The 23,551-nt window shown below is 65.6% G+C and carries 24 protein-coding genes; 18 read left to right on the top strand and 6 right to left on the bottom strand.

Going from position 1 to position 23,551, the window contains the following annotated elements:
* Positions 1–3: 3 nt before the first annotated feature.
* Genes sufC through DFR51_RS11850 form a run of 6 tightly spaced genes read left to right on the top strand, consistent with a single transcriptional unit; the run spans position 4 to position 4,747 of the window.
* Positions 4–744: a Fe-S cluster assembly ATPase SufC gene (gene sufC / locus DFR51_RS11875; protein ID WP_121051633.1), complete on the top strand. Its 741-nt coding sequence runs from the start codon at positions 4–6 to the stop codon at positions 742–744.
* The gene (locus tag DFR51_RS11870; protein WP_121051339.1) at positions 741–1,493 is read left to right on the top strand and encodes a SufD family Fe-S cluster assembly protein; all 753 of its coding nucleotides are present in this window, start codon (positions 741–743) and stop codon (positions 1,491–1,493) included. The genes sufC and DFR51_RS11870 overlap by 4 nt, the downstream gene beginning before the upstream one ends.
* Positions 1,490–2,695, top strand: a complete 1,206-nt coding sequence (locus DFR51_RS11865) for a cysteine desulfurase (RefSeq protein ID WP_121051337.1) — start codon at positions 1,490–1,492, stop codon at positions 2,693–2,695. Before DFR51_RS11870 ends, DFR51_RS11865 begins: the two co-directional genes overlap by 4 nt.
* Positions 2,692–3,147, top strand: a complete 456-nt coding sequence (locus tag DFR51_RS11860) for an SUF system Fe-S cluster assembly protein (RefSeq protein WP_121051335.1) — start codon at positions 2,692–2,694, stop codon at positions 3,145–3,147. The genes DFR51_RS11865 and DFR51_RS11860 overlap by 4 nt, the downstream gene beginning before the upstream one ends.
* Positions 3,144–3,497: a HesB/IscA family protein gene (locus tag DFR51_RS11855; RefSeq protein ID WP_121051333.1), complete on the top strand. Its 354-nt coding sequence runs from the start codon at positions 3,144–3,146 to the stop codon at positions 3,495–3,497. Before DFR51_RS11860 ends, DFR51_RS11855 begins: the two co-directional genes overlap by 4 nt.
* A gap of 23 nt (positions 3,498–3,520) precedes the next feature.
* The gene (locus tag DFR51_RS11850) at positions 3,521–4,747 is read left to right on the top strand and encodes a dipeptidase (RefSeq protein WP_121051331.1); all 1,227 of its coding nucleotides are present in this window, start codon (positions 3,521–3,523) and stop codon (positions 4,745–4,747) included.
* A gap of 3 nt (positions 4,748–4,750) precedes the next feature.
* On the opposite strand, the gene DFR51_RS11845 is transcribed toward DFR51_RS11850, so the two are convergent.
* Positions 4,751–5,365, bottom strand: coding sequence for an FMN-dependent NADH-azoreductase (locus DFR51_RS11845; RefSeq protein WP_121051329.1), 615 nt, complete (start codon positions 5,363–5,365; stop codon positions 4,751–4,753).
* Between the two features lie 93 nt (positions 5,366–5,458).
* Here DFR51_RS11845 and DFR51_RS11840 point away from each other — a divergent pair, with 93 nt between their 5' ends.
* Positions 5,459–6,397, top strand: coding sequence for a LysR family transcriptional regulator (locus DFR51_RS11840; protein WP_121051327.1), 939 nt, complete (start codon positions 5,459–5,461; stop codon positions 6,395–6,397).
* On the opposite strand, the gene DFR51_RS11835 is transcribed toward DFR51_RS11840, so the two are convergent.
* The 3 genes from DFR51_RS11835 to DFR51_RS11825 form a co-directional block, all read right to left on the bottom strand.
* Positions 6,394–8,022 carry an ATP-binding protein gene (locus DFR51_RS11835; RefSeq protein WP_121051631.1) on the bottom strand — a complete coding sequence of 543 codons (1,629 nt, stop codon included), beginning with the start codon at positions 8,020–8,022 and terminating at the stop codon, positions 6,394–6,396. The genes DFR51_RS11840 and DFR51_RS11835 overlap by 4 nt on opposite strands.
* A gap of 123 nt (positions 8,023–8,145) precedes the next feature.
* A complete protein-coding gene (locus DFR51_RS11830) occupies positions 8,146–8,892 on the bottom strand; it encodes a TIGR02186 family protein (protein ID WP_121051325.1) in 747 nt (248 codons plus the stop codon).
* Positions 8,889–9,803, bottom strand: a complete 915-nt coding sequence (locus tag DFR51_RS11825) for a sulfite exporter TauE/SafE family protein (RefSeq protein ID WP_121051323.1) — start codon at positions 9,801–9,803, stop codon at positions 8,889–8,891. Before DFR51_RS11825 ends, DFR51_RS11830 begins: the two co-directional genes overlap by 4 nt.
* A 163-nt stretch (positions 9,804–9,966) precedes the next feature.
* Here DFR51_RS11825 and ada point away from each other — a divergent pair, with 163 nt between their 5' ends.
* The 4 genes from ada (at position 9,967) to DFR51_RS11805 (ending at position 13,640) form a co-directional block, all read left to right on the top strand.
* Positions 9,967–11,055 (top strand): bifunctional DNA-binding transcriptional regulator/O6-methylguanine-DNA methyltransferase Ada, encoded by a 1,089-nt coding sequence (gene ada, locus DFR51_RS11820; protein ID WP_197723678.1) that lies wholly within the window; start codon positions 9,967–9,969, stop codon positions 11,053–11,055.
* Complete coding sequence (locus DFR51_RS11815) at positions 11,052–11,759, top strand: 2OG-Fe(II) oxygenase (RefSeq protein WP_121051321.1); 708 nt, start codon at positions 11,052–11,054, stop codon at positions 11,757–11,759. Before ada ends, DFR51_RS11815 begins: the two co-directional genes overlap by 4 nt.
* Positions 11,760–11,854: 95 nt before the next feature.
* Positions 11,855–12,544 (top strand): MerR family transcriptional regulator, encoded by a 690-nt coding sequence (locus DFR51_RS11810; protein WP_243445519.1) that lies wholly within the window; start codon positions 11,855–11,857, stop codon positions 12,542–12,544.
* A 22-nt stretch (positions 12,545–12,566) separates the two neighbouring features.
* Positions 12,567–13,640, top strand: a complete 1,074-nt coding sequence (locus tag DFR51_RS11805) for a diiron oxygenase (protein ID WP_121051317.1) — start codon at positions 12,567–12,569, stop codon at positions 13,638–13,640.
* A gap of 2 nt (positions 13,641–13,642) precedes the next feature.
* On the opposite strand, the gene DFR51_RS11800 is transcribed toward DFR51_RS11805, so the two are convergent.
* A complete protein-coding gene (locus DFR51_RS11800; protein WP_121051315.1) occupies positions 13,643–14,785 on the bottom strand; it encodes a hypothetical protein in 1,143 nt (380 codons plus the stop codon).
* The gene (locus DFR51_RS11795; protein WP_121051313.1) at positions 14,786–16,195 is read right to left on the bottom strand and encodes a glycosyl transferase family protein; all 1,410 of its coding nucleotides are present in this window, start codon (positions 16,193–16,195) and stop codon (positions 14,786–14,788) included. It abuts the gene before it with no gap.
* 129 nt (positions 16,196–16,324) lie between these two features.
* On the opposite strand from DFR51_RS11795, the gene DFR51_RS11790 reads away from it, so the two are divergent.
* The 7 genes from DFR51_RS11790 to DFR51_RS11760 are packed head-to-tail and all read left to right on the top strand — an operon-like array spanning position 16,325 to position 23,548.
* A complete protein-coding gene (locus tag DFR51_RS11790) occupies positions 16,325–17,119 on the top strand; it encodes a thymidylate synthase (protein WP_121051311.1) in 795 nt (264 codons plus the stop codon).
* Complete coding sequence (locus DFR51_RS11785) at positions 17,116–17,631, top strand: dihydrofolate reductase (RefSeq protein ID WP_170151774.1); 516 nt, start codon at positions 17,116–17,118, stop codon at positions 17,629–17,631. The genes DFR51_RS11790 and DFR51_RS11785 overlap by 4 nt, the downstream gene beginning before the upstream one ends.
* On the top strand, positions 17,631–18,788 hold the full coding sequence (locus DFR51_RS11780; RefSeq protein WP_121051309.1) for a dipeptidase: 1,158 nt from the start codon (positions 17,631–17,633) through the stop codon (positions 18,786–18,788). Before DFR51_RS11785 ends, DFR51_RS11780 begins: the two co-directional genes overlap by 1 nt.
* A 24-nt stretch (positions 18,789–18,812) precedes the next feature.
* Positions 18,813–19,742, top strand: coding sequence for a bifunctional riboflavin kinase/FAD synthetase (locus DFR51_RS11775; protein WP_121051307.1), 930 nt, complete (start codon positions 18,813–18,815; stop codon positions 19,740–19,742).
* Positions 19,743–19,756: 14 nt separating this feature from the next.
* Positions 19,757–22,624: an isoleucine--tRNA ligase gene (ileS, locus tag DFR51_RS11770; RefSeq protein ID WP_121051623.1), complete on the top strand. Its 2,868-nt coding sequence runs from the start codon at positions 19,757–19,759 to the stop codon at positions 22,622–22,624.
* Positions 22,621–23,100, top strand: a complete 480-nt coding sequence (lspA, locus tag DFR51_RS11765; protein WP_243445518.1) for a signal peptidase II — start codon at positions 22,621–22,623, stop codon at positions 23,098–23,100. The genes ileS and lspA overlap by 4 nt, the downstream gene beginning before the upstream one ends.
* Before the next feature lie 16 nt (positions 23,101–23,116).
* Positions 23,117–23,548, top strand: a complete 432-nt coding sequence (locus DFR51_RS11760) for a DUF3035 domain-containing protein (protein WP_121051621.1) — start codon at positions 23,117–23,119, stop codon at positions 23,546–23,548.
* Positions 23,549–23,551: the final 3 nt, after the last annotated feature.

Raw genomic sequence — 23,551 nt, 5'->3', positions numbered from 1 at the left:
GCCATGCTCAAGATCGAAAATCTCCACGCCAACGTCGGCGACAAGGAAATCCTCAAGGGGCTGACGCTCGAAGTCGGCGCCGGCGAGGTCCATGCCATCATGGGCCCGAACGGCTCGGGCAAGTCGACGCTCGGCTACGTGCTTGCGGGCCGCGAAGGCTATGAGGCGACCTCGGGTTCGGTGACGTTCGACGGCAAGGATCTCCTCGCCATGGAACCGCACGAGCGCGCCGCCGCCGGTTTCTTCCTCGGGCTGCAATATCCGGTCGAAATCCCCGGCGTTTCCAACCTCAATTTCCTGCGCACCGCGCTCAACGCCCAGCGCAAGCTGCGCGGTGAGCCGGACGTCTCGGCTGCCGATTTCATGCGGCTTGCGCGCACCGAGGCGGATGCCTTCGATCTCACGATGGATCACATGAAGCGCGGCGTGAACGTCGGCTTCTCGGGCGGCGAGAAGAAGCGCAACGAGATGGTGCAGATGGCGCTGCTCGCCCCGAAGTTCGCGGTGCTCGACGAGACCGATTCCGGCCTCGATATCGATGCGCTGAAGACGGTCGCGGGCGGCATCAACCGGCTGCGTTCGCCCGAGCGCGGCTTCCTGCTCATCACGCACTATCAGCGCCTGCTCGATTACGTGAAGCCGGACAAGGTGCACGTCCTCTCGGGCGGCCGCATCGTCCGCTCCGGCGGGCCTGAGCTGGCGCACGCGCTCGAACGCGAGGGCTACGGAGAGCTGGCGGCGTGAACGCCCTGCCAATCCCCACCCGCCGCGACGAGGCCTGGCGCTACAGCGACTTTGACGCGCTCGGCGAGGTCTGGCCCACCTGTGTCCAGTCCGAAACCATCGCCGTTCCTGCAGGCGAAACCCGCGCGCTCACGCTCGTGGCGGACGCCGCGCAGCCCGTGTCGGTGCGCGACTGGACCGTCACCATCGCAGACGGTGCCCGTCTCGACATCCACATCCTCAACGTCGGCGGCCGTTATGGCCGCGTCGCGCTCGACATCACGCTCGGCGAAGGATCACATTTCGAACTCGGCGCCGCGCAGGTCGCGGGCGGCAAGACCACGCTCGAAATCGTCACGCATGTTCGCCACGCCGCGCCCAATGCCACCAGCCGCCAGACCGTGCGCACCGTCCTCGCGGGCCAAGCCACCGGCACCTATCTCGGCAAGGTCGCCGTCGATCGCGGCGCGCAGAAGACGGACGCCGCGCAGTCGGTGAAGGCGATGCTGCTCGATCGCACCGCGACGGCGAACGCCAAGCCCGAGCTTGAAATCTTCGCCGACGACGTGAAATGCGCGCACGGCGCCACCGTCGGCGAACTCGACGCGACGCAATATTTCTACCTCACCAGCCGTGGCCTGCCCCCCTCCGAAGCGCGGCGTTTGCTGTTGCAGGCGTTCCTCGCCGATGCCTTCGCGGGCATGGACGATGCCGACGCACGCGAAACGCTGGAAGCGGCGGCGCTTGGCGCGCTGGAGCAGCTCGCATGAACGCGCTGACGCCGATCACCGCTTCGCGCCGCGCCGATTTCCCGGGAGTGGCCGACTGGGCCTATCTCGATTCCGCCGCCACCGCGCAGAAACCGCAGGCCGTGATCGACGCTATCGCTGCCGCCTACGGCCCCGAATACGCCACCGTGCATCGTGGCGTTTACGCGCGCTCGGCGACGATGACTGAGCGCTTCGAAGCGGCGCGCAGTACCGCCGCGCGTTTCATCAACGCCGCCAGCCCGAACGAGATCGTTTTCGTGCGCGGCGCGACCGAGGCGATCAACCTCGTCGCGCAGACGTGGGGGATGACCCTCAAGGCCGGCGACCGCATCCTGCTCTCGCGGCTGGAGCATCATTCGAACATCGTGCCGTGGCAGCTCCTCCGCGACCGCACCGGCATCGAGATCGATGTCGCCCCGCTCACCGCCGACCACCGCATCGATGAAGTCGCGCTGGAAGCGATGCTCACTCCCGCGCACAAGCTCGTCGCCGTCGCCCACGTCTCGAACGTGCTCGGCTCGGTCGCCGATATCGCCCGCATCGCGCGCGCCGCGCACGCTGTCGGTGCGAAGCTGCTCGTCGATGGCTGTCAGGCGGTGCCGCGCATGGGCGTGGATGTGCAGGCGCTCGGCGCCGATTTCTACGCCTTCTCGGGCCACAAGCTCTACGGCCCCACGGGCATCGGCGTGCTGTGGGCACGCGGCGATATCCTCTCGGCGATGCCGCCGTGGCAGGGCGGCGGCTCGATGATCGAGACGGTGACGTTCGAAAAGACCACCTACGCACCCTCGCCCACCCGTTTCGAGGCAGGCACGCCCCACATCGTCGGCGCCGTCGGCCTCGCCGCCGCCATGGATTATGTGTCGGCGATCGGTCTGGATGTCATCGACACGCACGAACGGCACCTCGCGGGCCTTGCGCGCACAGAGCTGCGCAAGGTCAATTCGCTGCGCCTGTTCGGGCCGGAGGATTCCAGCGGGATCGTCAGTTTCGCGATGGAAGGGGTTCATCCCCACGACATCGGCACCATATTGGATGAAGAAGGCGTCGCCATCCGCGCCGGGCATCACTGCGCCCAGCCGCTGATGGACCTGCTCGGCGTGCCGGCCACGGCGCGCGCCAGCTTCGGCGTCTACAGCGATGAAAGCGATGTCGATCGGCTGCTTCGCGGCATCGCGCGGGTGAAGAGGATTTTTGGATGAGCGAGGACACGCGGCCCTACACCGTCGAAAACGTCGAGGCTGCACCTTCGGCGCCGGAGCGTCCCGTGCTTCAGGACGCGCGGCGCAAGGCGGATTATCTCGAAGGCTTTCTCAGCCAGAAACCCGCCGCGCCCGATCCCGGCGCCCCGGGCGGCAGCGTCTACGATCAGGTCATCCAGGCACTGCGCGAAATCTATGATCCGGAAATTCCGGTGAACATCTACGATCTCGGGCTGATTTACGGCGTCGATATCGTGGACGACCACGCCGTCGTCACCATGACGCTCACAACGCCGCACTGCCCGGTCGCCGAATCGATGCCCGCCGAAGTGGAAATTCGCGTCGGCAGCGTGCCGGGCGTCGGCTCGGCGGAGGTCAACCTCGTCTGGGATCCGCCGTGGGATCCTCAGAAGATGTCCGACGAGGCGAAGCTGGAGCTTGGAATGCTATGAGCACAATCGTCCGCGAACGCCCCGCGCCCATCGCGCTTACCGAAAATGCCAATGCGCGCATCGCCGCGATGATGGCGCGCGCCCCCGAAGGCACGCTCGGCGTGCGCCTGTCGACGCCCCGGCGCGGCTGCTCGGGCCTTGCCTACAGCATCGATTACGTCGCCGATGCGAAGCCGGGTGACGAGCGCATAGAAACGCCCGGCGGCACCCTGTTCGTCGACGGCGGCTCGCTGCTCTACCTGATCGGCAGTCGCATGGACTGGAAGGAAGACGATTTCGCCGCCGGTTTTGTCTTCGAAAACCCCAACGCCAAAGGCAGCTGCGGCTGCGGAGAGAGCTTCACCGTCTGACGCTTTGCGGTTACGAACGTGGGATGAAAACACTTCGTATCGCTTTCGCCGCCGCCATCCTTGCCACCACTGCCCACGCCCAATCGCTGCCTTCCGCGGTGCCGGCGCCCATCGTCGATGGTCACAACGATCTGCCGTGGGCGCTGCGTGAGGAAAACGGCAGCCGCACCAGCGACTTCGATTTCCGTAACCTGCCGGAGCGGCTGCGCGGCAAGGTCGTCACCGATTTCACGATGATGAAGGCGGGCGGCGTCGGCGGCCAGTTCTGGTCGGTTTACGTGCCGGCCGATACCGAAGGCCCCGAAGCCGTTCGTCAGACGCTCGACCAGATCGATATCATGCAGCGCCTGATCGATGCGAACCCGTCGATGCTCGTCAAGACCAGCACCGTCGACGACTTCGAACGTGCCATGAAGGCGGGCAAGATCGCCTCGGTGTTCGGCGTGGAGGGCGGCCATTCCATCGGCAATTCGCTCGGTGTGCTGCGCCAGTTCCACGCCCTCGGCGCGCGCTACATGACGCTGACGCACGGCAAGACGACGGCGTGGGCCGACAGCGCCACCGATGCGCCCAGGCACAACGGCCTCGCCCCCTTCGGCAAGGACGTCGTGCGCGAGATGAATCGCCTCGGGATGCTCGTCGATCTCAGCCACGTGACGCCGAAGGTGATGCACGACGCGCTCGACCTGAGCGCCGCACCGGTGATCTTCAGTCATTCGGCGGCAAAAGCCGTGCAGAATCGGCCGCGCAACGTGCCGGACGACGTGCTCGTGCGCCTCAAGGACAATGGTGGCGTCATCATGGTGTTCTTCGCGGAGGATGCGGTGACGGAAAAGGCGGCGGCGTGGCACCGCGAGCAAGCCGCGCAGAAAGCGCGGCTCGATTACGATCACCCGGATCGGCCGGATCTCGTCGAGAAGGGACTTGCGGACTGGCGCGCGGCCAATCCGCAGCCGCACGCGAACGCGGCGCTGGTTGCCGATCATATCGATCACATCCGCAAGGTGGCGGGGATCGACGTTATCGGGATCGGTTCGGATTTTGATGGTCTTGGAAGCTATCCGGACGGGCTTGGCACGGTCGCGGATTACCCGGCGCTGTTCGCTGAATTGCAGAAGCGGGGTTATTCGAAGGCCGATCTCGCGAAGATCGCCAGCGGCAACATCCTGCGTGCGATGCGTCAGGCCGAAAAGGTCTCGGCCCGGCTCAAGGCTGAGCGCGGGCCGAGCGAGGTGAGGTTCGGTAGCTAGACACTACGCAGCCAGAGCGAACCTCTCTGCACCGAGTTTTTTGAGTTCATCAGCCGCAGCGGCGATCGATTCCGTGCGCGCTTCGGGCGAAATCGCCAGGCGTTCGGCGCGGACGAACGTGATGTCGGTGATGCCGATGAAGTTCAGCATGGCGCGGATGTGCGGCTCCTGCGCGTCGAGCGCCTTGCCGTCCCCTTCGCTGTAGAAGCCGCCGCGCGTCTCGACGACGATGACGCGTTTGCCGGAAAGATGACCGACAGGCCCTTCCGCCGTGTAGTGGAAGGTAACGCCGGCGCGCAGGACGCGGTCGAACCAGCTCTTGAGGTTCGAGGTGATACCGAAATTATACATCGGCGCGCCGATCACGACGACGTCCGCGGCCTGAAGTTCGGCGATCAGTTCATCGGAAAGCGCGCGTTCAGCAGCCGCCTCCGGGCTGTCGGCGCCGCTGAAACCGCCGAGCGTCGCACCCGAAAGATGCGGCAGGGGGTTTTCACCGACGTCGCGGGTCGCGACGTTTGCGTTCGTTCCGACGGCCGCAAGGAAATCGTTGATCAGGCTCCGCGACGCCGATGCGTCGCCGAGTGCGCTGCTTTGCACGACAAGAATGTTCTGCATGGGTCTGGTCCTTGTTCTCGGTTGCAGACCCCTAGCTAATGTGCGACCGGTGTTGCCGATAGCGCAGCAACGCGAACACCGGGGTTGCATGAAATGGAACAGTCGAGCGATCTTTCCGATATCGCGGCGCTCGTCGCGGTCGTCGAAACCGGCAGCTTCAGCCGCGCTGCGGAGCGCCTCGGCATCTCGAAGTCGATCGTCAGCCGCCGCGTCGCGCGGCTCGAAGCCGCGCTTGGCGCCCGGCTGCTGACGCGCAGCGCGCAGGGCGCGCGGCCGACGGATGTCGGCGTGGACTATTTCGGGCGCGTTCGGGAGGCGATTGCCGGGCTGGAAGCGGCCCGCGATGCGGTCGCTGCCGCGATGGCCGAGATCGCAGGACCGATCCGCCTTTCCGCGCCGCTTTCGTTCGGCCTCGCCTACCTCGCGCCCGCGCTTGCGGAGTTCGCCGCCGCCCATCCCCGCGTCGAGTTCGACATCGCCTTCGACGACCGCCGTGCCGACATCATCGGCGAGGGGCTCGATCTGGCGGTCCGCATCGGCCAGCTTGCCGATTCGACACTTATTGCGCGCAAGCTCGCACCGATCCGCGCGCTCGCGATCGCCAGCCCCGCCTATCTTGCGCGCATGGGAACGCCGTCGCATCCCCGCGAAATCGCGGATCACGACATGCTTCAGTACGCAAATGTCGCGCCTTCGGAAGCCTGGCGGTTCGAAATCGACGGGCGCAGCGAATATGTGAAGAGCCGCACGCGGCTTCGTGCGAACAGCGGAGAGATGTTGCTCGCCGCCGTGGAGGCGGGCCTCGGCATCGCGATGCTGCCGACCTTCATCGCCTCGCCGTCGCTCGCGAAGGGAAGCGTGGAGATCGTGCTCGCTGAATGGGCGCCGGCTGAAACGGGCCTTTATGCGGTCATGCCGCCGGGCCGCAGCGCGACGGCGCGGGTCCGTGCGCTCGTCGATTTCCTTGCCGCGCGCTTCGGTCCCGAACCGACGTGGGATCCCTGCTGGGCCGCGATAAACGCTGCCCGCTAGCCGCGACCCTGCCCGCGCCAGCGGTGGATCGTGCGGCTGAGGATTCCCGCCTCGTCGCCTTCCTCGGTCCAGAGCTGGCTGAACAGTGGGTCGTCCGATGCAGGGCGAAGCTGCGGCGCGAGATCGTCGAGCCGTACGCGGATCGGGATCGAAACACCCTCGCCGCAGATGATGCATTCGCGGTTGCGGAGCGCGGGGATCGAATCGAGGAAGCCCCGCGCGCCTTCGGGCATGGCGTTCCGCACGTACATCTGGTCGCGTTCGTTGTTGAGGCGCATGGAGATGATCGTGCCGCACTGCGAGAGCACGCCTTCGGCAAGGTCCGACGGGCGCTGCGTGATAAGGCCCAGCGAAACGCCGTATTTACGACCTTCCTTGGCGATGCGCTCCAGAACCTTGCGAACCGCGACACCCTTTGTCTCGCGGTCCGAGGGCACGTAGCGGTGCGCCTCCTCGCAGACGAGCAGGATCGGCCGCTGCGGCTCGCGCCGTGCCCAGATCGCATAGTCGAACACCATACGTGCAAGCACCGCGACCACAACGGTCACGATGTCGGAGGGCACGCCCGAGAGGTCGACGATCGAGATCGGTTTGCCTTCTGCCGGCAGCCGGAAGATCTTCGAAAGGAACGGCGCCATCGAGTCTGAAACGAGCAGGCCGTTGAACATGAACGCGTAGCGCGGATCGCCCTTCAACTCCTCGATCTTGGTTTTCAGCCGCATGTACGGCCCGAGGTCGCTCGCCTTGTCGAGCTTGCCCATCTGCGCGTTGATGGCGCCGAGCAGGTCTGAAAGCAGGTAGGGCACCGGCGAATCGACGGTCATCTTGCCGAGCGATTCGGCGATGCGGCTCTTGGACCGTGCGGCGAGCAGGCACTTGGCCAGCACGTCCATGTCCTTCTCGCGCTCGGAACCGTCCGTGGTGATGAACACCTCGCAGTGTTCCTCGAAGTTCATCAGCCAGTACGGCAGGTTGAGGTTGTCGACGTTGAAGATCATGCCGTTCGAGCTGAACGCCGCGGCATATTCGCCGTGCGGGTCGAGCATCATGATGTGGCCCTTGGGCGCCTTCTCGACGATGCGGTGCAGGATCAGCGCGGCGCTCGTCGATTTACCCGTACCGGTCGAGCCGAGCAGCGCGAAATGCTTGCCGAGCATCGCATCGATGAGCAGCGCGCCGCGCACGTCCTCCGTGGGGTAGACGGTGCCGATCTCGATGTGAGGACGGTCCTCGGCAGCGAACACCAGTACCAGGTCGGCACGCGAGACCGTGAAAACCTGATCGCCCGGCACCGGATAGCGCGTCACGCCGCGACGGAACGCTTTCATCGATCCAGTCGCTTGATCTTCGGGCCCTTCGCCAAGGAAGTCGATGTGCGAGAGGATGACCTCGCCTGCTTCGTCGAAGCGCATGTCGCGCACGTTCCCGAGCAGCCAGAGATCGCCCACGCGCATCTTCACCTGGCTGCCGACCTGGCCCGACCTGGCGACGGTCGTGTCCTCGTGGCCAGTAATCGCCTTCAGCTGTGTGGGATCGAAGCTGCAGATCGCGGAGCCGCCGGCAATCTCACGCACGCGACCGATCACGCACGTGCTGGGAAGGCTGGCAACCTTTTCGGGTTGCATGAAGACGTTGTGACCATCGGCCGACGACGGGCTCACCGGCATGAACGACTGATCCAAGACGTACTCCTTCGCTGCGATAAGGCTTTGCCGCAGCGGTGTAACAGCGAAGGGATAAGGAAGCGTTTATCGCCGCGTAAAGAGCCCGGCTGACCATCCGAGCAGCAGCGCCAGCACGACCGCGAGCATGCCGTAAGAGAAGCTGTGTTCTTCGGCCGCGACCGAAACCTGCCGTTCAAACCCTGACTTGTCGATGCTGATTTCACGCATCGCACTCGCCACCACCTTGCCGTCGTCGATCAGGTGGATCTCGACCGTATAGTTGCCTACCGGCACCTGGCTCGGAATCTGGATGCGGGCGCGATAGAGCACGTTTTCGGTGAGTTCGACGCCCTGCGCGTCGTCGGCATACAGGCGTTCGCGGCGGCGGAGGCTGAGAAAGCCCTGTTCGAATGTGCGAATATCGCCTGCATCGCCGGAAACCGGCGAAAGCTGCAGGTGCGAAAGGCCGAGTTCGTAGATCGCGGCCGTCTCGTCGTCGACCAGCTCTGAAATCGGCCGCGTGGTGGCGACGCTATAGAACGACGGTGCCGTCTCGAAGCGCACGGAACGCGTGTTGATCCAGATGCCGGCAACGCGCGCCTTGCGCCGCACCGTTACCGCTTCGGGCGGGCCGCGCACGATTACCGCGATGTCGGGGCGCTCGTCCGGCGTCTGGCCGCCCGGATACTGGATCGCGCCGAAGATCAGCAGCTCGGCGCCCGCGAAGCTGTAGACGATGTCGATCTTGCTGTGGCTGATATCGGTGATCAGCCGCGGCGGGGCGGCGGCGGACAGCAGCACGAGCAGAAGGGGCAGCAACAGCCGCTTCATTCGGAAAAGACCGAATAAAGTTCGCTTGGTGTCCACGTCAGGCCGATGAGCAGCCGGATCGCGACGGCGATGACGAGGACGGCGAGCGCGAAACGCAGCTTTTCGGGCGGCAGCCGCTGCGCCATGCGGGCGCCGATCTGCGCGCCGATGACGCCGCCGATCAGCAGCATCAGCGCAAGCACGATATCGACCGTCTTAGACTGCACGGCGTGGAGCAGCGTGATCGCGGCGGTCGTGAACACGATCTGGAACAGCGATGTGCCGACCACGACCGAAACGGACATGCCGAGCAGGTAGATCATGGCCGGCACCATGATGAAGCCGCCGCCGATGCCCATGATGAAGGTGAGCATGCCGACGACCATGCCGATGCCGAACGGAGCGAGCGGCGAGATGTAGAGCCCCGACTTGTAGAAGCGCATCTTCCACGGCAATGCCGAGATGAACGGGATGTGCGGGTGCAGTTTCACGCGCCGGATTTCGCCGGTGCGTGCGCGCCGCAGCGTCTGCCATGATTCCACGAGCATCAGCCCGCCCATCGTCGACAGGAACACCACGTAGATCAGCGAGATCGAGATATCGATCTGGCCGATCTTCTGGAGGAGTTTGAAGAGATAGGAGCCGATTCCCGAGCCCACCACGCCCCCGGCGACGAGCACTGCGCCCATCTTCGCATCGACGCCGCCGCGCCGCCAGTGCGCAAGCGCGCCGGAAACGCTTGATCCGGTGATCTGCGTGGCGGACGATGCGACCGCAACCGCTGGCGGGATGCCGTAGAAGATCAGCATCGGCGTGGTCAGGAAGCCGCCGCCGACGCCGAACATGCCGGACATGAAGCCGACGAGAACGCCGAACCCCACAATCACCAGCGAATTGACGCTGAGTTCGGCGATCGGGAGATAGATGTCCATGCCGTCCTGACTAACCCAGCGGGGAGTCTCCCGCCACCACCTTTGCCGCCAATATGCGCCTGTATCGAGACAAAATTTGGGCCGTGCGTATCGCTGCAAGGATCGGAACGTCTGCCGCTTCCCGCGCGCCTAGCTTGCGGGCCTGTCCGAAAAGGAGGAGCAGATGATCATGGAAACGGAATTGACCGATCAGTCGCAATTCTGGGACGCCGTCGTGCGGCGGGATCGCACGTTCGACGGGCGGTTCGTCTATGCCGTGAAACGGTCCGGCGTTTACTGCCGCCCGTCGTGCCCAGCGCGAACCCCGAGGCGCGAGAATGTACGCTTTTATGGGAGCAGCATGGCTGCCGAGGCGGACGGCTACCGGGCGTGCCTGCGTTGCCGTCCCCGCGCGCTCGAAGGGCGCGATCCCGCGGCTGACAGCATGACGTCGCTTGCGCGCTATATCGAGACGCACGCAGATACGCCGCTGCCGCTCGCCCGTCTCGCGGAGATCGCGGGACTCAGCAGTTTCCAGGTGCAGCGTGCATTCACGGCAGTGATCGGCGTCAGTCCCAAGGCATTCCAGACCGCACTCAGGATGAAGCGGCTGAAAGCGAGTCTGAAAGAGGGTGACGGCGTTGCCGGGGCGATCTTCGAGGCCGGTTTCGGATCGACGAGCCGCGCCTACGAGCGGATGGATGGCCATCTCGGCATGACCCCTGCGGCTTACCGCGCGGGCGGTGTGGGTGAGACGATCGCCTGGGCATGTCGTGCCACCGGCCTTGGCCTGCTGCTGATGGCGGCGACGGGGCGCGGTGTTTGCGCGGTGGATTTCGGGGACGAGGAAAGCACGCTGGTAGACCGTCTGCGGGCCGAATTTCCGCGCGCAGATATCGTGCCATCGGACGCTGCCGCTTCAGCACAGCTCGACGCCTGGATCGATGCACTCGGGACACATCTCGCGGAGGGCGCGCCGCATCCCGATATTCCTGTCGATCTACGCGGCACGGCATTTCAGATGAAGGTCTGGCGCTTCCTGCTCAGCGTGCCGAGCGGCAGTGTCGTCTCTTATGCGGAGGTCGCCGCCGGCATCGGTGCGCCCAGTGCGGTTCGCGCTGCGGCGTCCGCCTGCGGCGCGAACCGGATCGCCGTGCTCATCCCCTGCCACCGTGTTCTGCGCGGCGATGGCGGCATCGGCGGTTATCGCTGGGGCGTCGAGCGGAAGTGTGCGCTGCTGGCGGCTGAGCGTCGGCGAGGCCAAGCGGCATGACAGGCTTTGCGTGTGTCGATGCGCTCGATTGGGCGGCGCTTGAAGCCATGCTCGAAGAGCGCAGCTATGCGGTGACACCGCCCCTGCTGGGTACGGAGATGTGTGCTGCGCTTGCCGGACACTACGGTGACGACGCCGCGTTTCGCAGTACGGTGGTGATGGCCCGGCACGGCTATGGGCGGGGCAGTTACCGCTACTTCGCCTACCCGCTGCCGCCCGTCGTCGCGTCGCTGCGCGATGCGCTTTATCCGCATCTTGCACGCATCGCGAACGGCTGGGCGGAGCGGCTCGGCCTGCCCGCCGAATGGCCGACCACGCACGCGGACCTCATCGAACGCTGCCGCGCCGCCGGGCAGATGCGGCCGACGCCGCTGCTGCTCCGCTATGGGCCTGGCGACTACAATTGCCTGCACCAGGATCTTTACGGCCCGGTGCATTTCCCACTGCAGGTGGTGGTCCAACTCGATCGACCGGGGGTGGATTTCGATGGCGGCGCGCTCGTGCTCGTCGAGAATCGCCCGCGCCGCCAATCACGCTGCGAGGCGGTGCTGGCGCGGCAGGGCGCGATCACCATCCTGCCGGTGCGTGATCGGCCGCGCCAAGGCCCGCGCGGCGCGTATCGAACACAACTGCGCCACGGCGTTTCCAGCATCGAACGCGGCGAGCGACGAACCCTCGGGATCATCTTCCACGACGCACTTTAGTGCGGACCGCAACCCTATCAGATTTTGCGTATCACAACTCCGTAAAACCTGATAGCTTCCGAGTCGCACTCAGGAGGGAGATGCGCGCCTTGCGTATGCGCGAACTTGAACGGCTGACTGGCGTGGGGCGGGAAACGATCCGCTTCTACATCCGCGAAGGCCTGCTTCCCGAACCCGACCGCGCGAGCGCGAACAGCGCCTTCTATAACGACATGCACGTCGCGCGGCTGAAAGCGATCAAGCGCCTGCAGGAGGAACGCTTCCTGCCGCTCGCGATCATCCGCACGCTGCTTGATGGGGAAGATGGGGATCGCTGGCTTCATGCCGATGCCTTTCCCGATCTCGATGCCATGCTCCGCGCCCGGCTCGATACCGGCGGCGAAGGCGCGACGCTGGAAGAGCTTGCCGAACAAGCCGGTTTCAGAACCGAGGAGCTTGGCCGCGCGGTTGAGGAAGGTCTGCTCTGCCCCGATCGCGATGGCCGCTTCGGACCGCGCGATCTCGCGATTGCGCGCTGCCTCAAGGAAATGAACGTCATCGGCTTCACCGAAGACCGCGGCTTTGTTGGCGGCGGCGCCATGTACGTGCAGTTCGTCGAATGGCTCGTGGGGCAGGAGATGCGCCTGTTCTTCGAGAACACGGCGGGCAAGGTCAGCGACGAGGAAGCGCTGACGATGGCCGAGCGCGGCATCTCCACCATCAACGAAATGCTGAGCCTGATGCGGACGCGGGAAATCCTGCGTCAGCTCGAGGCGCGGCGCAGGATCGCCAACGACAACACATGATCCATTGGGAAGAGGAAACGTCATGGCTTTTTCGGATCTGTACCAGCTGACGCCGAGCGGCCCGACCTGGAGCGTCGCGCAGGAGTTCGAGACCGTTTTCGATTTCGAGTATTCGGATGATCGCGACGATCTCCTCAGCCTCTATGCCAAGGGCAAGAAGATGCAGTGGGACGCAGCCGAGCGCATCGACTGGTCGCAGGACCTCGATTGGGAAAACCCGCAGGGTATGCCGGAGCAGACCATCGGTATCTTCGGCTCGCCGATGTGGGAGAAGATGTCGAAGCAGGAGCGCATCGAACTGCGCCGCAACATGCAGGCATGGTCGGTTTCGCAGTTCCTGCACGGAGAGCAGGGCGCGCTTATCTGCTCGGCGAAGATCGTGCAGCAGGTGCCGGACCTTGAAGCCAAGTTCTACGCCTCCACGCAGACGATCGACGAGGCGCGGCACGTGGAGGCCTACAAGCGCCTGATCGAGAAGATCGGCATGAGCTATCCGATCACCGGCCCGCTTGCGACGCTCCTCGAACAGGTGCTCGAGGACAAGCGTTGGGACATGACATACCTTGGTATGCAGGTGGTAATCGAAGGGCTCGCGCTCGCCGCCTTCGCGGGCATTCGCGACATGTCGACCTCGCCGCTCGCCGGCGCCGTCAATGCCTATGTGATGCAGGACGAAGCGCGCCACGTCGCTTTCGGTCGCCTCACCTTGCGCGAATATTATCCGCACCTGACCGCGGCCGAGAGGAAGGAGCGGGAAGAGTTCCTCGTGGAGGCGTGCTACCACATGCGCGACCGGTTCCAGTCCCGCGAGGTATACGAAAACCTTGGCTTCGATGTCGGCGAATGCGTGGCATGGGCAGATGAAAGCGAAGGCGCCCGGAACTTCCGCAATCACCTCTTCAACCGCATCGTGCCCATTGTCGCCGATATCGGCCTGTGGGGTGAAACCGTGCAGCGCGGCTACGCGCAGATGGGCGTGCTCGATTACGTGAACGTCGATGTCGATGCGCTACAGGCGAACGACGAGAAGATCGCGCAGGATTTCGACGCCCGGCGCCGGAATATCGAGGAGGTCGCGGCGGTCGCTGCCGAATAGCGTCAGAACCGCGTCGCGACGGTGAGCGCCGGGCCGCTTCCCGGCGCAGCATCGCCCGCGACGCGGAACCGGTATTCGCCGCGCAGCTCGATCGTGGCTTTGCCGATGCGCTGCGAGAGCTGGGCGCCGGGGCCGAATTCGAGGCGCGATGCCGTGCGGCCGCCGCCGTCCTGCACGCTGCCCCACACGCCCCCGCCGAGCCCGATCCGTGTCCCCTCGCGCGCCGCGACCGGGTAGAGCGCGAGCGCCTGCGCGCCTGCAAACCCGTCTCGGCTGCTTGCGCCGACGACACCGGCTTCGGCATAGGCACTGAGATCGATCGGAAGCTTCGCATCCGCCGCGTGCCACGCGCCGCCGGACACGCGGATGGCCCAAGCATCCCGTCCCTCCCGGCCGATCGCGATCAGCCGCTCCGCGCCGACAGTGGGCCCGTCGCGCCCAAGCGGCATCCAGGCGGCGCCGACCGCGCCTTGCCCGCTGCGGTCTTTGAGGTCGAGCCAGTCGTGCGCGATCGCGAGGCGGCCGAACAGTTCGATCGGGCGCCGCGCCAGCGGACCCGGCGTGTAGCCGAGCCGGATGCCGCTCTGCCCGCCGCCAAGCAGCGGACGGTCGCTGACGAAGCCGCCGCCGCTGCTTCGGATCAGGCTGTAGGCATCGATACGCCACGCCTTGAGCAGCGCTGTGCGTTCAGCCTGCCAGAGTGCGGCATTGGCATGGCCCGGATCGGCGGCGAGCGCCGCATCGAATTGCCGTGCTGCGGTGCGGCGGTCCCCCAGCGCCAGCGCGGTGTAGCCCGATGCGGCAAAATCATGGGCCGTGGGCGGACCGTCTCGGGTGGGAACGGAAACGACCACCTGCGCGACACTTTCGGACGCGACCGGCAGAGTGACCGGTTGCAGAGAGGCGCGCGTGGGCTTTGCGGCCTGCGGTGCGCGCGCGGGAGAGACTGCCCGCGTTGCAGCCGCCGTATTGCCAGCTTGGGGAGCGGGCGCGATCTCTGCGACTGCCACAGCGCGCGCGACCGGTGCAGGCCGGGCGTGCGCGGCGAGCATCGCGGCTAAGGTCTCGCGCGCCGCCTCGAAGCGCCACGTCGCCCACAGCGCGAGCGCGGCGGCCATGATCCCGAAGGCGCGGACGGGGCGCATCTATTCGTCCGCCACGATCTGTGGAAACCGATGCGCGGTCTTTTCCCAGACCGGGCGTGTCTTGCTGATGAGACCGCCGACATAGAGCCGACAGGCGCGGAGGGCGGCGAGGAAGTTCGCGATGTTGGCGATGAAGGCGCGGGGGAGCGCGCGGGCTGCTTCCATGGGCCCGTGCTGGCGCCCCGTGAACACCATGCGCATCGCCAGCCGCCACGCAAGAAGCGCAGTCGTCAGCCGCAGGAGGGTATCAAGCGCTGTGCCGCGCTCGACCACGGCGGGGAGCGTGCGCGCGTCCGGCACTGTCCCCTTCAACACGATCGCAGCGGCGTAGGCGATCGCTGCGACATATGCGATGATGACGACAAGCGCGTTCAGCAGCGCCTTGCGGTCGCGCAGCAGCATGTAGCGCGCCGCGATCCCGCCCTGCCAGCCGATCCGGTCCCAGCCGTGGAGCGCGATGCCGAGCAGCCAGCGCGATTTCTGTCGCACGGCGGCTTCGAGCGTCGCCGGGAAATGCTCGCGCGTCGTCACATGCGGCTCGCCGCGCGTGCCGGGAATGCGGACGAACGCGGCATTGCCGCCGCGCGCGTGGATGCGGTGGCCGAGTTCGTAGTCTTCGGTGAGCGAATCGGGGTCGAACGGCGCGCCGCCGAGCGCGTCCGCAATCTGCCCCATCATCTCCCGCTCGAACCCGCACGCGACGCCGGCGGCGGGCAGCGCTGCGCCGATCGCCTCGCGCACCACCATGTCCTTGGTGTGGCTCTCGGCGAACTCGTCGAGATAGTGCCCCGCGATCCAGCGCGACTGCGGATCGGCGAAGGGTACGACCGGAAGCTGCACCATCGCCTTCGCCGGGATCAGATAGTCGATGACGTCAAGTTCACGCGCGTGCGCCACGTCTTCGGCGTCGTGCAGGACGACCGCCTTGAAGCGCACGCCATGCGCGCGCTCATACGCCTCCATGCCGTGCCAGATCGCGTTCAGGCAGTCGGCCTTGGTGGTCGGCCCGAGATGCGGCGCGGCGACGATTCCGATCCGAGGATCGGCGACCGCTTCCACCGCCGCGCGCGTCGCCGGGTCGTTGGGATAGACGCCGACGAAGATCCGGTAGCGCGGGTGCCGCATCGTGCGCGTGAACGTCGCGAGCATCTGGCCGATCACGTCCGCCTCATCCCAGGCGGGCACGAACACCGCGATCGGCGCGCCGACCCCCGGTCCCACGAGCGTGCTCGCATCCGCGCGCGCCCAGACCCTATAAATGGTGAGCCGCCGCCAGAGCTCCCGCGCGAAATAGAGGATGTCGAACAGAAGATCGTCGAGGCTCGATACGGCAACGCCCGCCGCCGCGAGAAGCAACAGCTCTCGCGTCAGCAGCCAGTATCCGGCCAGCCAGACGTACGACTCTTCCAAACTGAACGATCCCCCCGTTCAGAAACGCATCCGTAATGATCTGGAGGGCTGTGATTTGGCAAGTCCTTATTTTTGAATGATTTGTGTCTTTTCTCGCCAAGCGGCTCGGGGCGTCGTATATCTTTCTGCATGCAGCAATATCTCGACCTTCTCGCCCGCGTCCGCCGCCACGGCACCGAGCGCGGCGACCGCACCGGCACGGGAACGCTCAGCGTTTTCGGGCACCAGATGCGCTTCGATCTCGCCGATGGCTTCCCGATGCTGACGACGAAGAAGCTGCATCTGAAATCGATCGCGCACGAGCTGCTCTGGTTCCTCTCGGGCGACACCAACATCCGCTACCTGAAGGAAAACGGCGTCTCGATCTGGGATGAGTGGGCGGACAGCGAAGGCGAGCTCGGCCCCGTCTACGGCAAGCAGTGGCGCCGCTGGGAAACGCCGGACGGACGCGTCATCGATCAGATCGCGAACCTCGTCGAAATGATCCGCCGCAATCCCGAATCGCGGCGCTTGATCGTGTCGGCATGGAACGTCGCGGAGGTGGACAGCATGGCGCTGCCGCCCTGCCACTGCCTGTTCCAGTTCTACGTCGCGGAAGGCCGGCTCTCCTGCCAGCTCTACCAGCGCAGTGCAGACGTGTTCCTCGGCGTGCCGTTCAACATCGCCTCCTACGCGCTCCTCACGCAGATGATGGCGCAGGTGACGGGGCTGAAGCCGGGCGAATTCATCCACAGCTTCGGCGACGCGCATCTCTATCTCAATCACCTCGATCAGGCCGACCTGCAGCTGACGCGCCGCCCGATGGCGCTCCCAGAGATGCGCATCAACCCGGACGTGAAGGACATCTTCGGCTTCCGTTACGAGGATTTCGAACTCGTCGGCTATGAAGCGCAGCCGCACATCAAGGCGCCGGTGGCGGTGTGACCCCTACGTACAGGCCGGACATCGTTCTCGTCGTTGCGCGCGCCGACAATCGGGTGATCGGCAAGGACGGCGCGATGCCGTGGCATCTTTCCGAAGACCTGAAGCGCTTCAAGCGCATCACGGTCGGCAAGCCCGTGATCATGGGTCGCAAGACCTTCGAATCGATCGGCAAGCCGCTGCCCGGGCGCCACAACATCGTGCTCACGCGCCAGCCGGGCTGGCAGGCGGAGGGTGTGACCGTCGTGCCGAACCTTGCAGAAGCGATCGCGGCGGCCGGGCTTGATCCGCGCACGCGCGCCGAGGCGATCATGGTGGTGGGCGGCGCGGAGATATATGCGCAGGCGCTTCCCTTCGCGACGCGCATCGAGCTTACGGAAATTCATGGCGAGCCCGAAGGCGATACCTATTTTCCAGAGCTTGATCCCGCGCGCTGGCGTGAGACCTTCCGCGAGGTTCACGCGGCGGGGGAGGCGCATCCCGCTTTTGATTTTGTAACGTTGGAGGCGGTTTGATGGCGAAGGCGAAGGTGCGCAGGCGGCGCTGGCCCTGGATCGTGGCGGCGCTTGTCGTCCTTGCCGCCGTACTGTTCTTCGGCCTTGCGCCCGGCATCCTCGAGCGCTCGATGAACCGCATCGCGGGGTCCGGCGAATGGACGGTGAGCCCTGCAGCGCAGGCGCTGCACGATCGGCTGGCGATCGCCGATCTTCACTCCGACACACTGCTCTGGAAGCGCGACCCTGAAGCGCGCGCCAATCGGGGCCACGTCGATCTGCCGCGGCTTCAGGAGGGCAATGTGAAGCTGCAGGTCTTCTCCTCCGTCACCAAGTCGCCGAAGGGCCAGAATTACGAATCGAACGGCGCCGACACCGACACCATCACGATGCTCACGATCGCGCAGCTCCAGCCGCCGCGCACATGGGATTCGCTGCTCCAGCGCTCGCTCTGGCACGCCGAGCGGATGCAGCGCGCGAAGGGCTTCGCGCTGGTACAGACGGTGCGCGATCTCGATGCGCTGCTCGCCGACAGGACCGCGACCGGCGCGCTGCTCTCGATCGAAGGCCTGCAGAACCTCGAAGGCAAGCTCGGCAACGTCGATGTGCTGTTCGATGCGGGCTACCGCATGGCGGGCCTCACGCACTTCTTCGATAATGAACTGGCAGGCTCGATGCACGGGCTCGAAAAGGGCGGGCTCACCCCGCTCGGCCGCGATGTCATCCGCCGCATGGAAGCGAAGGGCATGGTCGTCGATCTCGCCCACGCCAGCCACAAGACCGTCGCCGAGGCGCTGAAGCTGGTGACGAAGCCGGTCGTCTACAGCCACGGCGGCGTCAAGGCGACGTGCAACACCAACCGCAACCTCACCGACGAGGAAATTCGCGGCATCGCGGCAACGGGCGGTGTCGTCGGTATCGGTTTCTGGGACGCCGCCGTGTGCGCAGCCACGCCGCAGGCGACGGCGCGCGCGATGCGCCACGTGCGCGATCTCGTCGGCATCGATCACGTCGCGCTGGGTTCGGATTGGGACGGCGCGACGACTGTCGGCGTCGACGCCGCGCACCTTCCCGCCGTCACGCAGGCGCTTCTCGATCAGGGTTTCAGCGAAGTTGAAATCGAGAAAGCGATGGGCGGCAACGTGCTTCGCGTGCTCCGCGCCACCTTGCCGCGCTAAGCCGGGCGCGATAGCAGAACGCGCATGAAACGCATCATGGGGGATGGGCCGTTGCCCGACGCGCTTCGGGGGGGCGTTGCGGCGATCGGCAATTTCGATGGTTTCCACGTCGGCCATCAGGCCGTTGTGGGCCGGGCGCTCGAACGCGCGCGTACCGAGGGGCTGCCCGCGCTCGCGATCACGTTCGATCCGCATCCGGCGCGGCTGTTCCGTCCGCAATCGCCGCCCTTCGCGCTGACGATGACCGAGCAGAAGCTCGATCTGCTGGAAGCGTTCGGCCTGGATGCTGCCGTCGTGCTGCGGTTCGATGCGGCATTCGCGGCGCTACCAGCTGACGAATTCGTTTCCGGCATTCTCGCCGGCCGCCTCGGCCTCACGGGCACCGTCACCGGGGAAGACTTCACCTTCGGGCACGGCGCGAGCGGGGACACGGCAACGCTGCTCGAACTGGGCAGTGCCCACGGCCTCATCCCCGAAACCGTCGCGCCGGTGCGCGATGAAGGCGCGGCGATCATCTCCTCCACGCGCGTGCGCGCTGCGCTGCAGGCGGGGCATTGCCGCGAAGCCACGGCGCTGATGGGGCGCCCCTTCGCCATTCGCGGGATTGTAGAGCATGGCGACAAGCGCGGCCGCACGATCGACGTGCCGACGGCCAACGTCGCGATCGATGCCGAATATGTTCGCCCTGCCTACGGCATCTATGCCGTGCGGTGCCGGCTGGAAGACGGACGCGTGGTGGAAGGTGTCGCGAACCTCGGCATCCGGCCCATGTTCACGCCGCCGAAGGAGCTGCTCGAAGTCCATGTGTTCGACTTTGCGGAAGACCTTTACGGGCAGAGCATCGAGACACAGCTGATCGCGCATCTGCGCCCTGAAATGAAACTTGCCAGCCTCGACGTTCTGAAGGCCCAGATCGCCAAGGATATCGTGGACGCGCGCGCCGCGCTGCTCTAGGGCGTATGCCCGATATGAGCGACGATACCCGTAAAGACTACCGCGACACCGTCTTCCTGCCGAAGACCGATTTCCCGATGAAGGCTGGCCTGGCCGATGCGGAGCCGAAATGGCTTGCGCGCTGGCAGGGGCTCGATTTTTACAAGCGCCTCCGCGCCGAGCGGAAGGGCCGTGAAAAGTTCGTCCTCCACGACGGCCCGCCCTACGCCAACGGCGACATGCACATCGGCCACGCGCTCAATCACGTGCTGAAAGACATGGTCGTCCGCACGCAGACGCTGCTGGGCAAAGATGCGCCCTACGTTCCGGGCTGGGACTGCCACGGGCTTCCGATCGAATGGAAGGTCGAGGAGGAATACCGCAAGAAGGGCAAGAACAAGGACGAGGTCGACCCCAAGGCCTTCCGCGCCGAATGCCGCGCCTACGCGCAGAACTGGGTGAACCGTCAGCGTGAGCAGCTGAAGCGCCTCGGCATCAATGGCGATTGGGACAATCCGTACCTCACGATGGATTTCCAGGCGGAATCGATCATCGTCGCCGAGCTGCTGAAGGTGGCGGAGTCGGGCCAGCTCTATCGCGGCGCGAAGCCCGTGATGTGGTCGCCCGTCGAAAAGACCGCGCTCGCCGAGGCGGAGGTCGAGTACGAGGACATCGTCTCCACGCAGGTGGACGTGGCGTTCGAGATCACCGAAGCGCCGAATGCGCCGGAGCTGGTCGGCGCGCACGCTGTGATCTGGACGACGACCCCATGGACAATTCCGGTCAACCAAGCGATCGCGTACGGGCCTGATATTACCTACAATCACCTAGAATACGAACGCACGTCTGGCGAACGAATCCGGGTCTTGATCGCTTCGGATTTACAAACAGAGTTCGAAAAACGGGCTGACGTAAGAATCGCTGATTTCGTGGGGCCAGGCGATCCGATTTCGACCACAAGATTGATAAACTACTATCGTGGTTCTGATTTGGAAGGCACTGTCGCCCGCCACCCGATGCATCATTTGGGCGGCTTCTTCGCCAAGCCCCGCCCATTCCTGCCGGGCGATTTCGTCACCACCGACAGCGGCACGGGCCTCGTCCACATGGCGCCGGACCACGGCGAGGACGACTTCCTGCTCTGCAAGGCGCATGGCATCGACCCCGTGTTCGCGGTTGAAGGCGATGGTCGCTACCGCGCTGACTGGGCATGGCTCGGTGGGCAGGGCAGTGTCATCAACCCGAAGTTCAACGGACCCGAAGGGCCGATCTGTTCGGACCTGAAAGCCGCGGGCGGTCTGCTCGCGGCGTCGGCGGATTATTCCCACTCCTACCCGCACTCGTGGCGCTCCAAGGCCAAGGTGATCTTCCGTTGCACGCCGCAGTGGTTCGTCCCGATGGACAAGCCGATCGACGGCCAGATCCCGCTCTGCAAGACCGAAGCCGACATCCGCAGCGCGCAGGGTGAGGGCCGCACGCTCCGCGAAACCGCGATGGCGGAGATCGAGCGCGTGCGCTGGGTGCCGGAACGCGGCGCCAACCGCATCGGCGCGATGGTCTCCGGGCGGCCCGATTGGGTGCTCTCGCGCCAGCGCGCGTGGGGCGTGCCCATCACGCTGTTCGTGCACCGGAAGACGGGTGAGTATCTCGTCGACGCAGAGGTCAATGCCCGCATCGTCGCGGCGGTCCGGGCCGAGGGCGTCGATGCGTGGACGGGCACCGATCCGCAGGTCTTCCTGGGAGATGCGTACAAGGCCGACGATTACGAGCGCATCGGCGACATTCTCGACGTGTGGTTCGATTCGGGCTGCACGCACGCCTTCGTGCTCGAATCGGGCCGTTGGCCTGATCTGCGCTGGCCCGCCGATCTCTATCTCGAAGGGTCGGATCAGCATCGCGGCTGGTTCCAGTCCTCGCTGCTGCAATCCTGCGTCACGCGCGGCCGCGCGCCGTATGACGCCGTCGTCACGCACGGCTTCACGCTCGATGCGTCGGGCCGCAAGATGTCGAAGAGCCTCGGCAACACCATCGATCCCAACAAGGTGATCGGCGAAAGCGGCGCGGATGTGCTGCGCCTGTGGGCGGTGAACGTCGACTGGCGCGAGGATCACAGGATAGGCCCGGAAATCATGCGCGGCATGACCGATGCCTACCGCAAGGTTCGCAACACCTTCCGCTACCTCCTCGGCGCGCTCGACGGCTTCGACGAAGCCGAGCGCATCGCGGCGTCCGAAATGCCAGAGCTGGAACGCTGGGTGCTGCACCGCCTCGCCGAACTCGGCGACGAGCTGCGCCAGTGCGTGAACGATTACGATTTCACGCGCTATGTGACCGCTTTGCAGGCGTTCTGCGTCCATGACCTCAGCGCCTTCTACTTCGATGTGCGCAAGGACAGCCTCTATTGTGACGCCGTGACGTCAGCGAAACGACGCGCCTGCCGCACGGTGATGGACACGCTGTTCCACGCGCTCACCCGCTGGTTCGCGCCCGTTCTGGTGTTCACCGCCGAAGAAGCCTGGCAGGCCCGCTTCCCCAGCGAAGACGGCTCGGTTCACCTGCTCGATTGGCCGGAGATCGATGCGGCATGGCTGGATGCGGCTCTTGGGGAAAAGTGGGCGACGATCCGCGCGGCGCGTGAAAGCGTCACCGAAGCGATCGAGCCCTTCCGCCGCGAAAAGACGATCCGCTCGTCGAACGAGGCGGTCGTGCGCCTCCCCGAAGTCGCCGGCATCTCGGCGGCCGACTTCGCCGAAGTCTCGATCGTCAGCGCGGTCGAATATGGCGGCGATTCTACGGTGATAACACGCACCGAGGCCGAAAAGTGCGCCCGCTGCTGGCGTCACACCGGCGATGTCGATCCGGCAACCGAGCTTTGCGTGCGCTGCGACGAGGTTCTCGCGTGACCGCCGCGAAAGGCTATCTCGTCGCGGCGGCGATCTTCGTCGTCGATCAGCTCGTGAAGCTGTGGATCATCGCTGGCATCGGCCTGCAGGCGAAGGGCAGCATCAACCTCTTGCCGGTCCTCAGTCTCACGTGGGTCGAAAATCGCGGCGTTTCGATGGGGCTGCTCCAGGCTGACGGCGCGAAAGAGCGCTGGATTCTCACCGGCGTCACCGCGCTCATCGCGGCGGGTGTCGCGTGGTGGATGCGCAAGGAAACGAACCGCATCGATATTCTCGCGCTTGCGCTCGTGCTCGGCGGCGCGCTCGGCAACATCGTCGATCGCGTGCGTTTCGGCTACGTCGTCGATTTCGTGCACGTCCACGTCGGCGAATGGAGCTTTTACGTCTTCAATGTCGCCGACGCGGCGATTACCATAGGTGTCGCAATCCTGCTGCTGCGCGCGTTCTTCGAACGCAAGCCCGCAGCAGCAGAATGAAGTGGAGTTGAAAAGCATGTCTTCCCTGACGCGCGCCGCGCTCGTGGCGATCACGGCGCTTGGCCTTTCCGCCTGCGGCAGCAGCGGCATCTTCGGGCGCGACGCGCCGGACGAGTTTGCCATCGGCCGCTCCGCGCCGCTCGTCGTGCCGCCGGATTACAATCTCGCCCCGCCGCGCCCCGGTGCGCCGCGTCCGATGGAAACGGGCGCGCAGACCCAGGCGATGGAAGCGCTGTTCGGCCCGGGCGTGCGTCCGGCTCCCAAATCCGCCGGCGAGCAGAAGCTGCTCGACGATGCGGGCGCCGCCAAGTCCGATCCGTCCGCCCGTTCCACGGCGGGCGATCCGAACACGGAGGTCGTCAACAAGGGCGCGCTCCTGAAAACGATCATCGACGCGCAGCCGGGCAACACCGATCCCGCGACGGCAACCGCCTCGATCGGCGGCTGATCG

It is taken from the genome of Sphingosinicella microcystinivorans (genome assembly GCF_003634215.1).
In the GTDB taxonomy this organism is placed as follows: Bacteria; Pseudomonadota; Alphaproteobacteria; order Sphingomonadales; family Sphingomonadaceae; genus Sphingosinicella; species Sphingosinicella microcystinivorans.
The sequence above is the reverse complement of the archived record's forward strand: the minus strand, read 5'-3'. Positions and strand labels throughout refer to the sequence as shown.

What these genes read in the sequence shown, in the direction of transcription:
- ileS (WP_121051623.1), top strand. Translation starts at nt 19,757, where the DNA reads ATGAGCGACGATACCCGTAAAGACTACCGCGACACCGTCTTCCTGCCG.
- DFR51_RS11855 (WP_121051333.1), top strand. Translation starts at nt 3,144, where the DNA reads ATGAGCACAATCGTCCGCGAACGCCCCGCGCCCATCGCGCTTACCGAA.
- DFR51_RS11805 (WP_121051317.1), top strand. Translation starts at nt 12,567, where the DNA reads ATGGCTTTTTCGGATCTGTACCAGCTGACGCCGAGCGGCCCGACCTGG.
- DFR51_RS11790 (WP_121051311.1), top strand. Translation starts at nt 16,325, where the DNA reads ATGCAGCAATATCTCGACCTTCTCGCCCGCGTCCGCCGCCACGGCACC.
- DFR51_RS11810 (WP_243445519.1), top strand. Translation starts at nt 11,855, where the DNA reads ATGCGCGAACTTGAACGGCTGACTGGCGTGGGGCGGGAAACGATCCGC.
- DFR51_RS11830 (WP_121051325.1), bottom strand. Translation starts at nt 8,892, where the DNA reads ATGAAGCGGCTGTTGCTGCCCCTTCTGCTCGTGCTGCTGTCCGCCGCC.
- DFR51_RS11815 (WP_121051321.1), top strand. Translation starts at nt 11,052, where the DNA reads ATGACAGGCTTTGCGTGTGTCGATGCGCTCGATTGGGCGGCGCTTGAA.
- DFR51_RS11780 (WP_121051309.1), top strand. Translation starts at nt 17,631, where the DNA reads ATGGCGAAGGCGAAGGTGCGCAGGCGGCGCTGGCCCTGGATCGTGGCG.
- DFR51_RS11850 (WP_121051331.1), top strand. Translation starts at nt 3,521, where the DNA reads ATGAAAACACTTCGTATCGCTTTCGCCGCCGCCATCCTTGCCACCACT.
- DFR51_RS11825 (WP_121051323.1), bottom strand. Translation starts at nt 9,803, where the DNA reads ATGGACATCTATCTCCCGATCGCCGAACTCAGCGTCAATTCGCTGGTG.
- DFR51_RS11760 (WP_121051621.1), top strand. Translation starts at nt 23,117, where the DNA reads ATGTCTTCCCTGACGCGCGCCGCGCTCGTGGCGATCACGGCGCTTGGC.
- sufC (WP_121051633.1), top strand. Translation starts at nt 4, where the DNA reads ATGCTCAAGATCGAAAATCTCCACGCCAACGTCGGCGACAAGGAAATC.
- DFR51_RS11775 (WP_121051307.1), top strand. Translation starts at nt 18,813, where the DNA reads ATGAAACGCATCATGGGGGATGGGCCGTTGCCCGACGCGCTTCGGGGG.
- DFR51_RS11840 (WP_121051327.1), top strand. Translation starts at nt 5,459, where the DNA reads ATGGAACAGTCGAGCGATCTTTCCGATATCGCGGCGCTCGTCGCGGTC.
- DFR51_RS11845 (WP_121051329.1), bottom strand. Translation starts at nt 5,365, where the DNA reads ATGCAGAACATTCTTGTCGTGCAAAGCAGCGCACTCGGCGACGCATCG.
- DFR51_RS11800 (WP_121051315.1), bottom strand. Translation starts at nt 14,785, where the DNA reads ATGCGCCCCGTCCGCGCCTTCGGGATCATGGCCGCCGCGCTCGCGCTG.
- DFR51_RS11865 (WP_121051337.1), top strand. Translation starts at nt 1,490, where the DNA reads ATGAACGCGCTGACGCCGATCACCGCTTCGCGCCGCGCCGATTTCCCG.
- ada (WP_197723678.1), top strand. Translation starts at nt 9,967, where the DNA reads ATGATCATGGAAACGGAATTGACCGATCAGTCGCAATTCTGGGACGCC.
- DFR51_RS11860 (WP_121051335.1), top strand. Translation starts at nt 2,692, where the DNA reads ATGAGCGAGGACACGCGGCCCTACACCGTCGAAAACGTCGAGGCTGCA.
- DFR51_RS11835 (WP_121051631.1), bottom strand. Translation starts at nt 8,022, where the DNA reads ATGCAACCCGAAAAGGTTGCCAGCCTTCCCAGCACGTGCGTGATCGGT.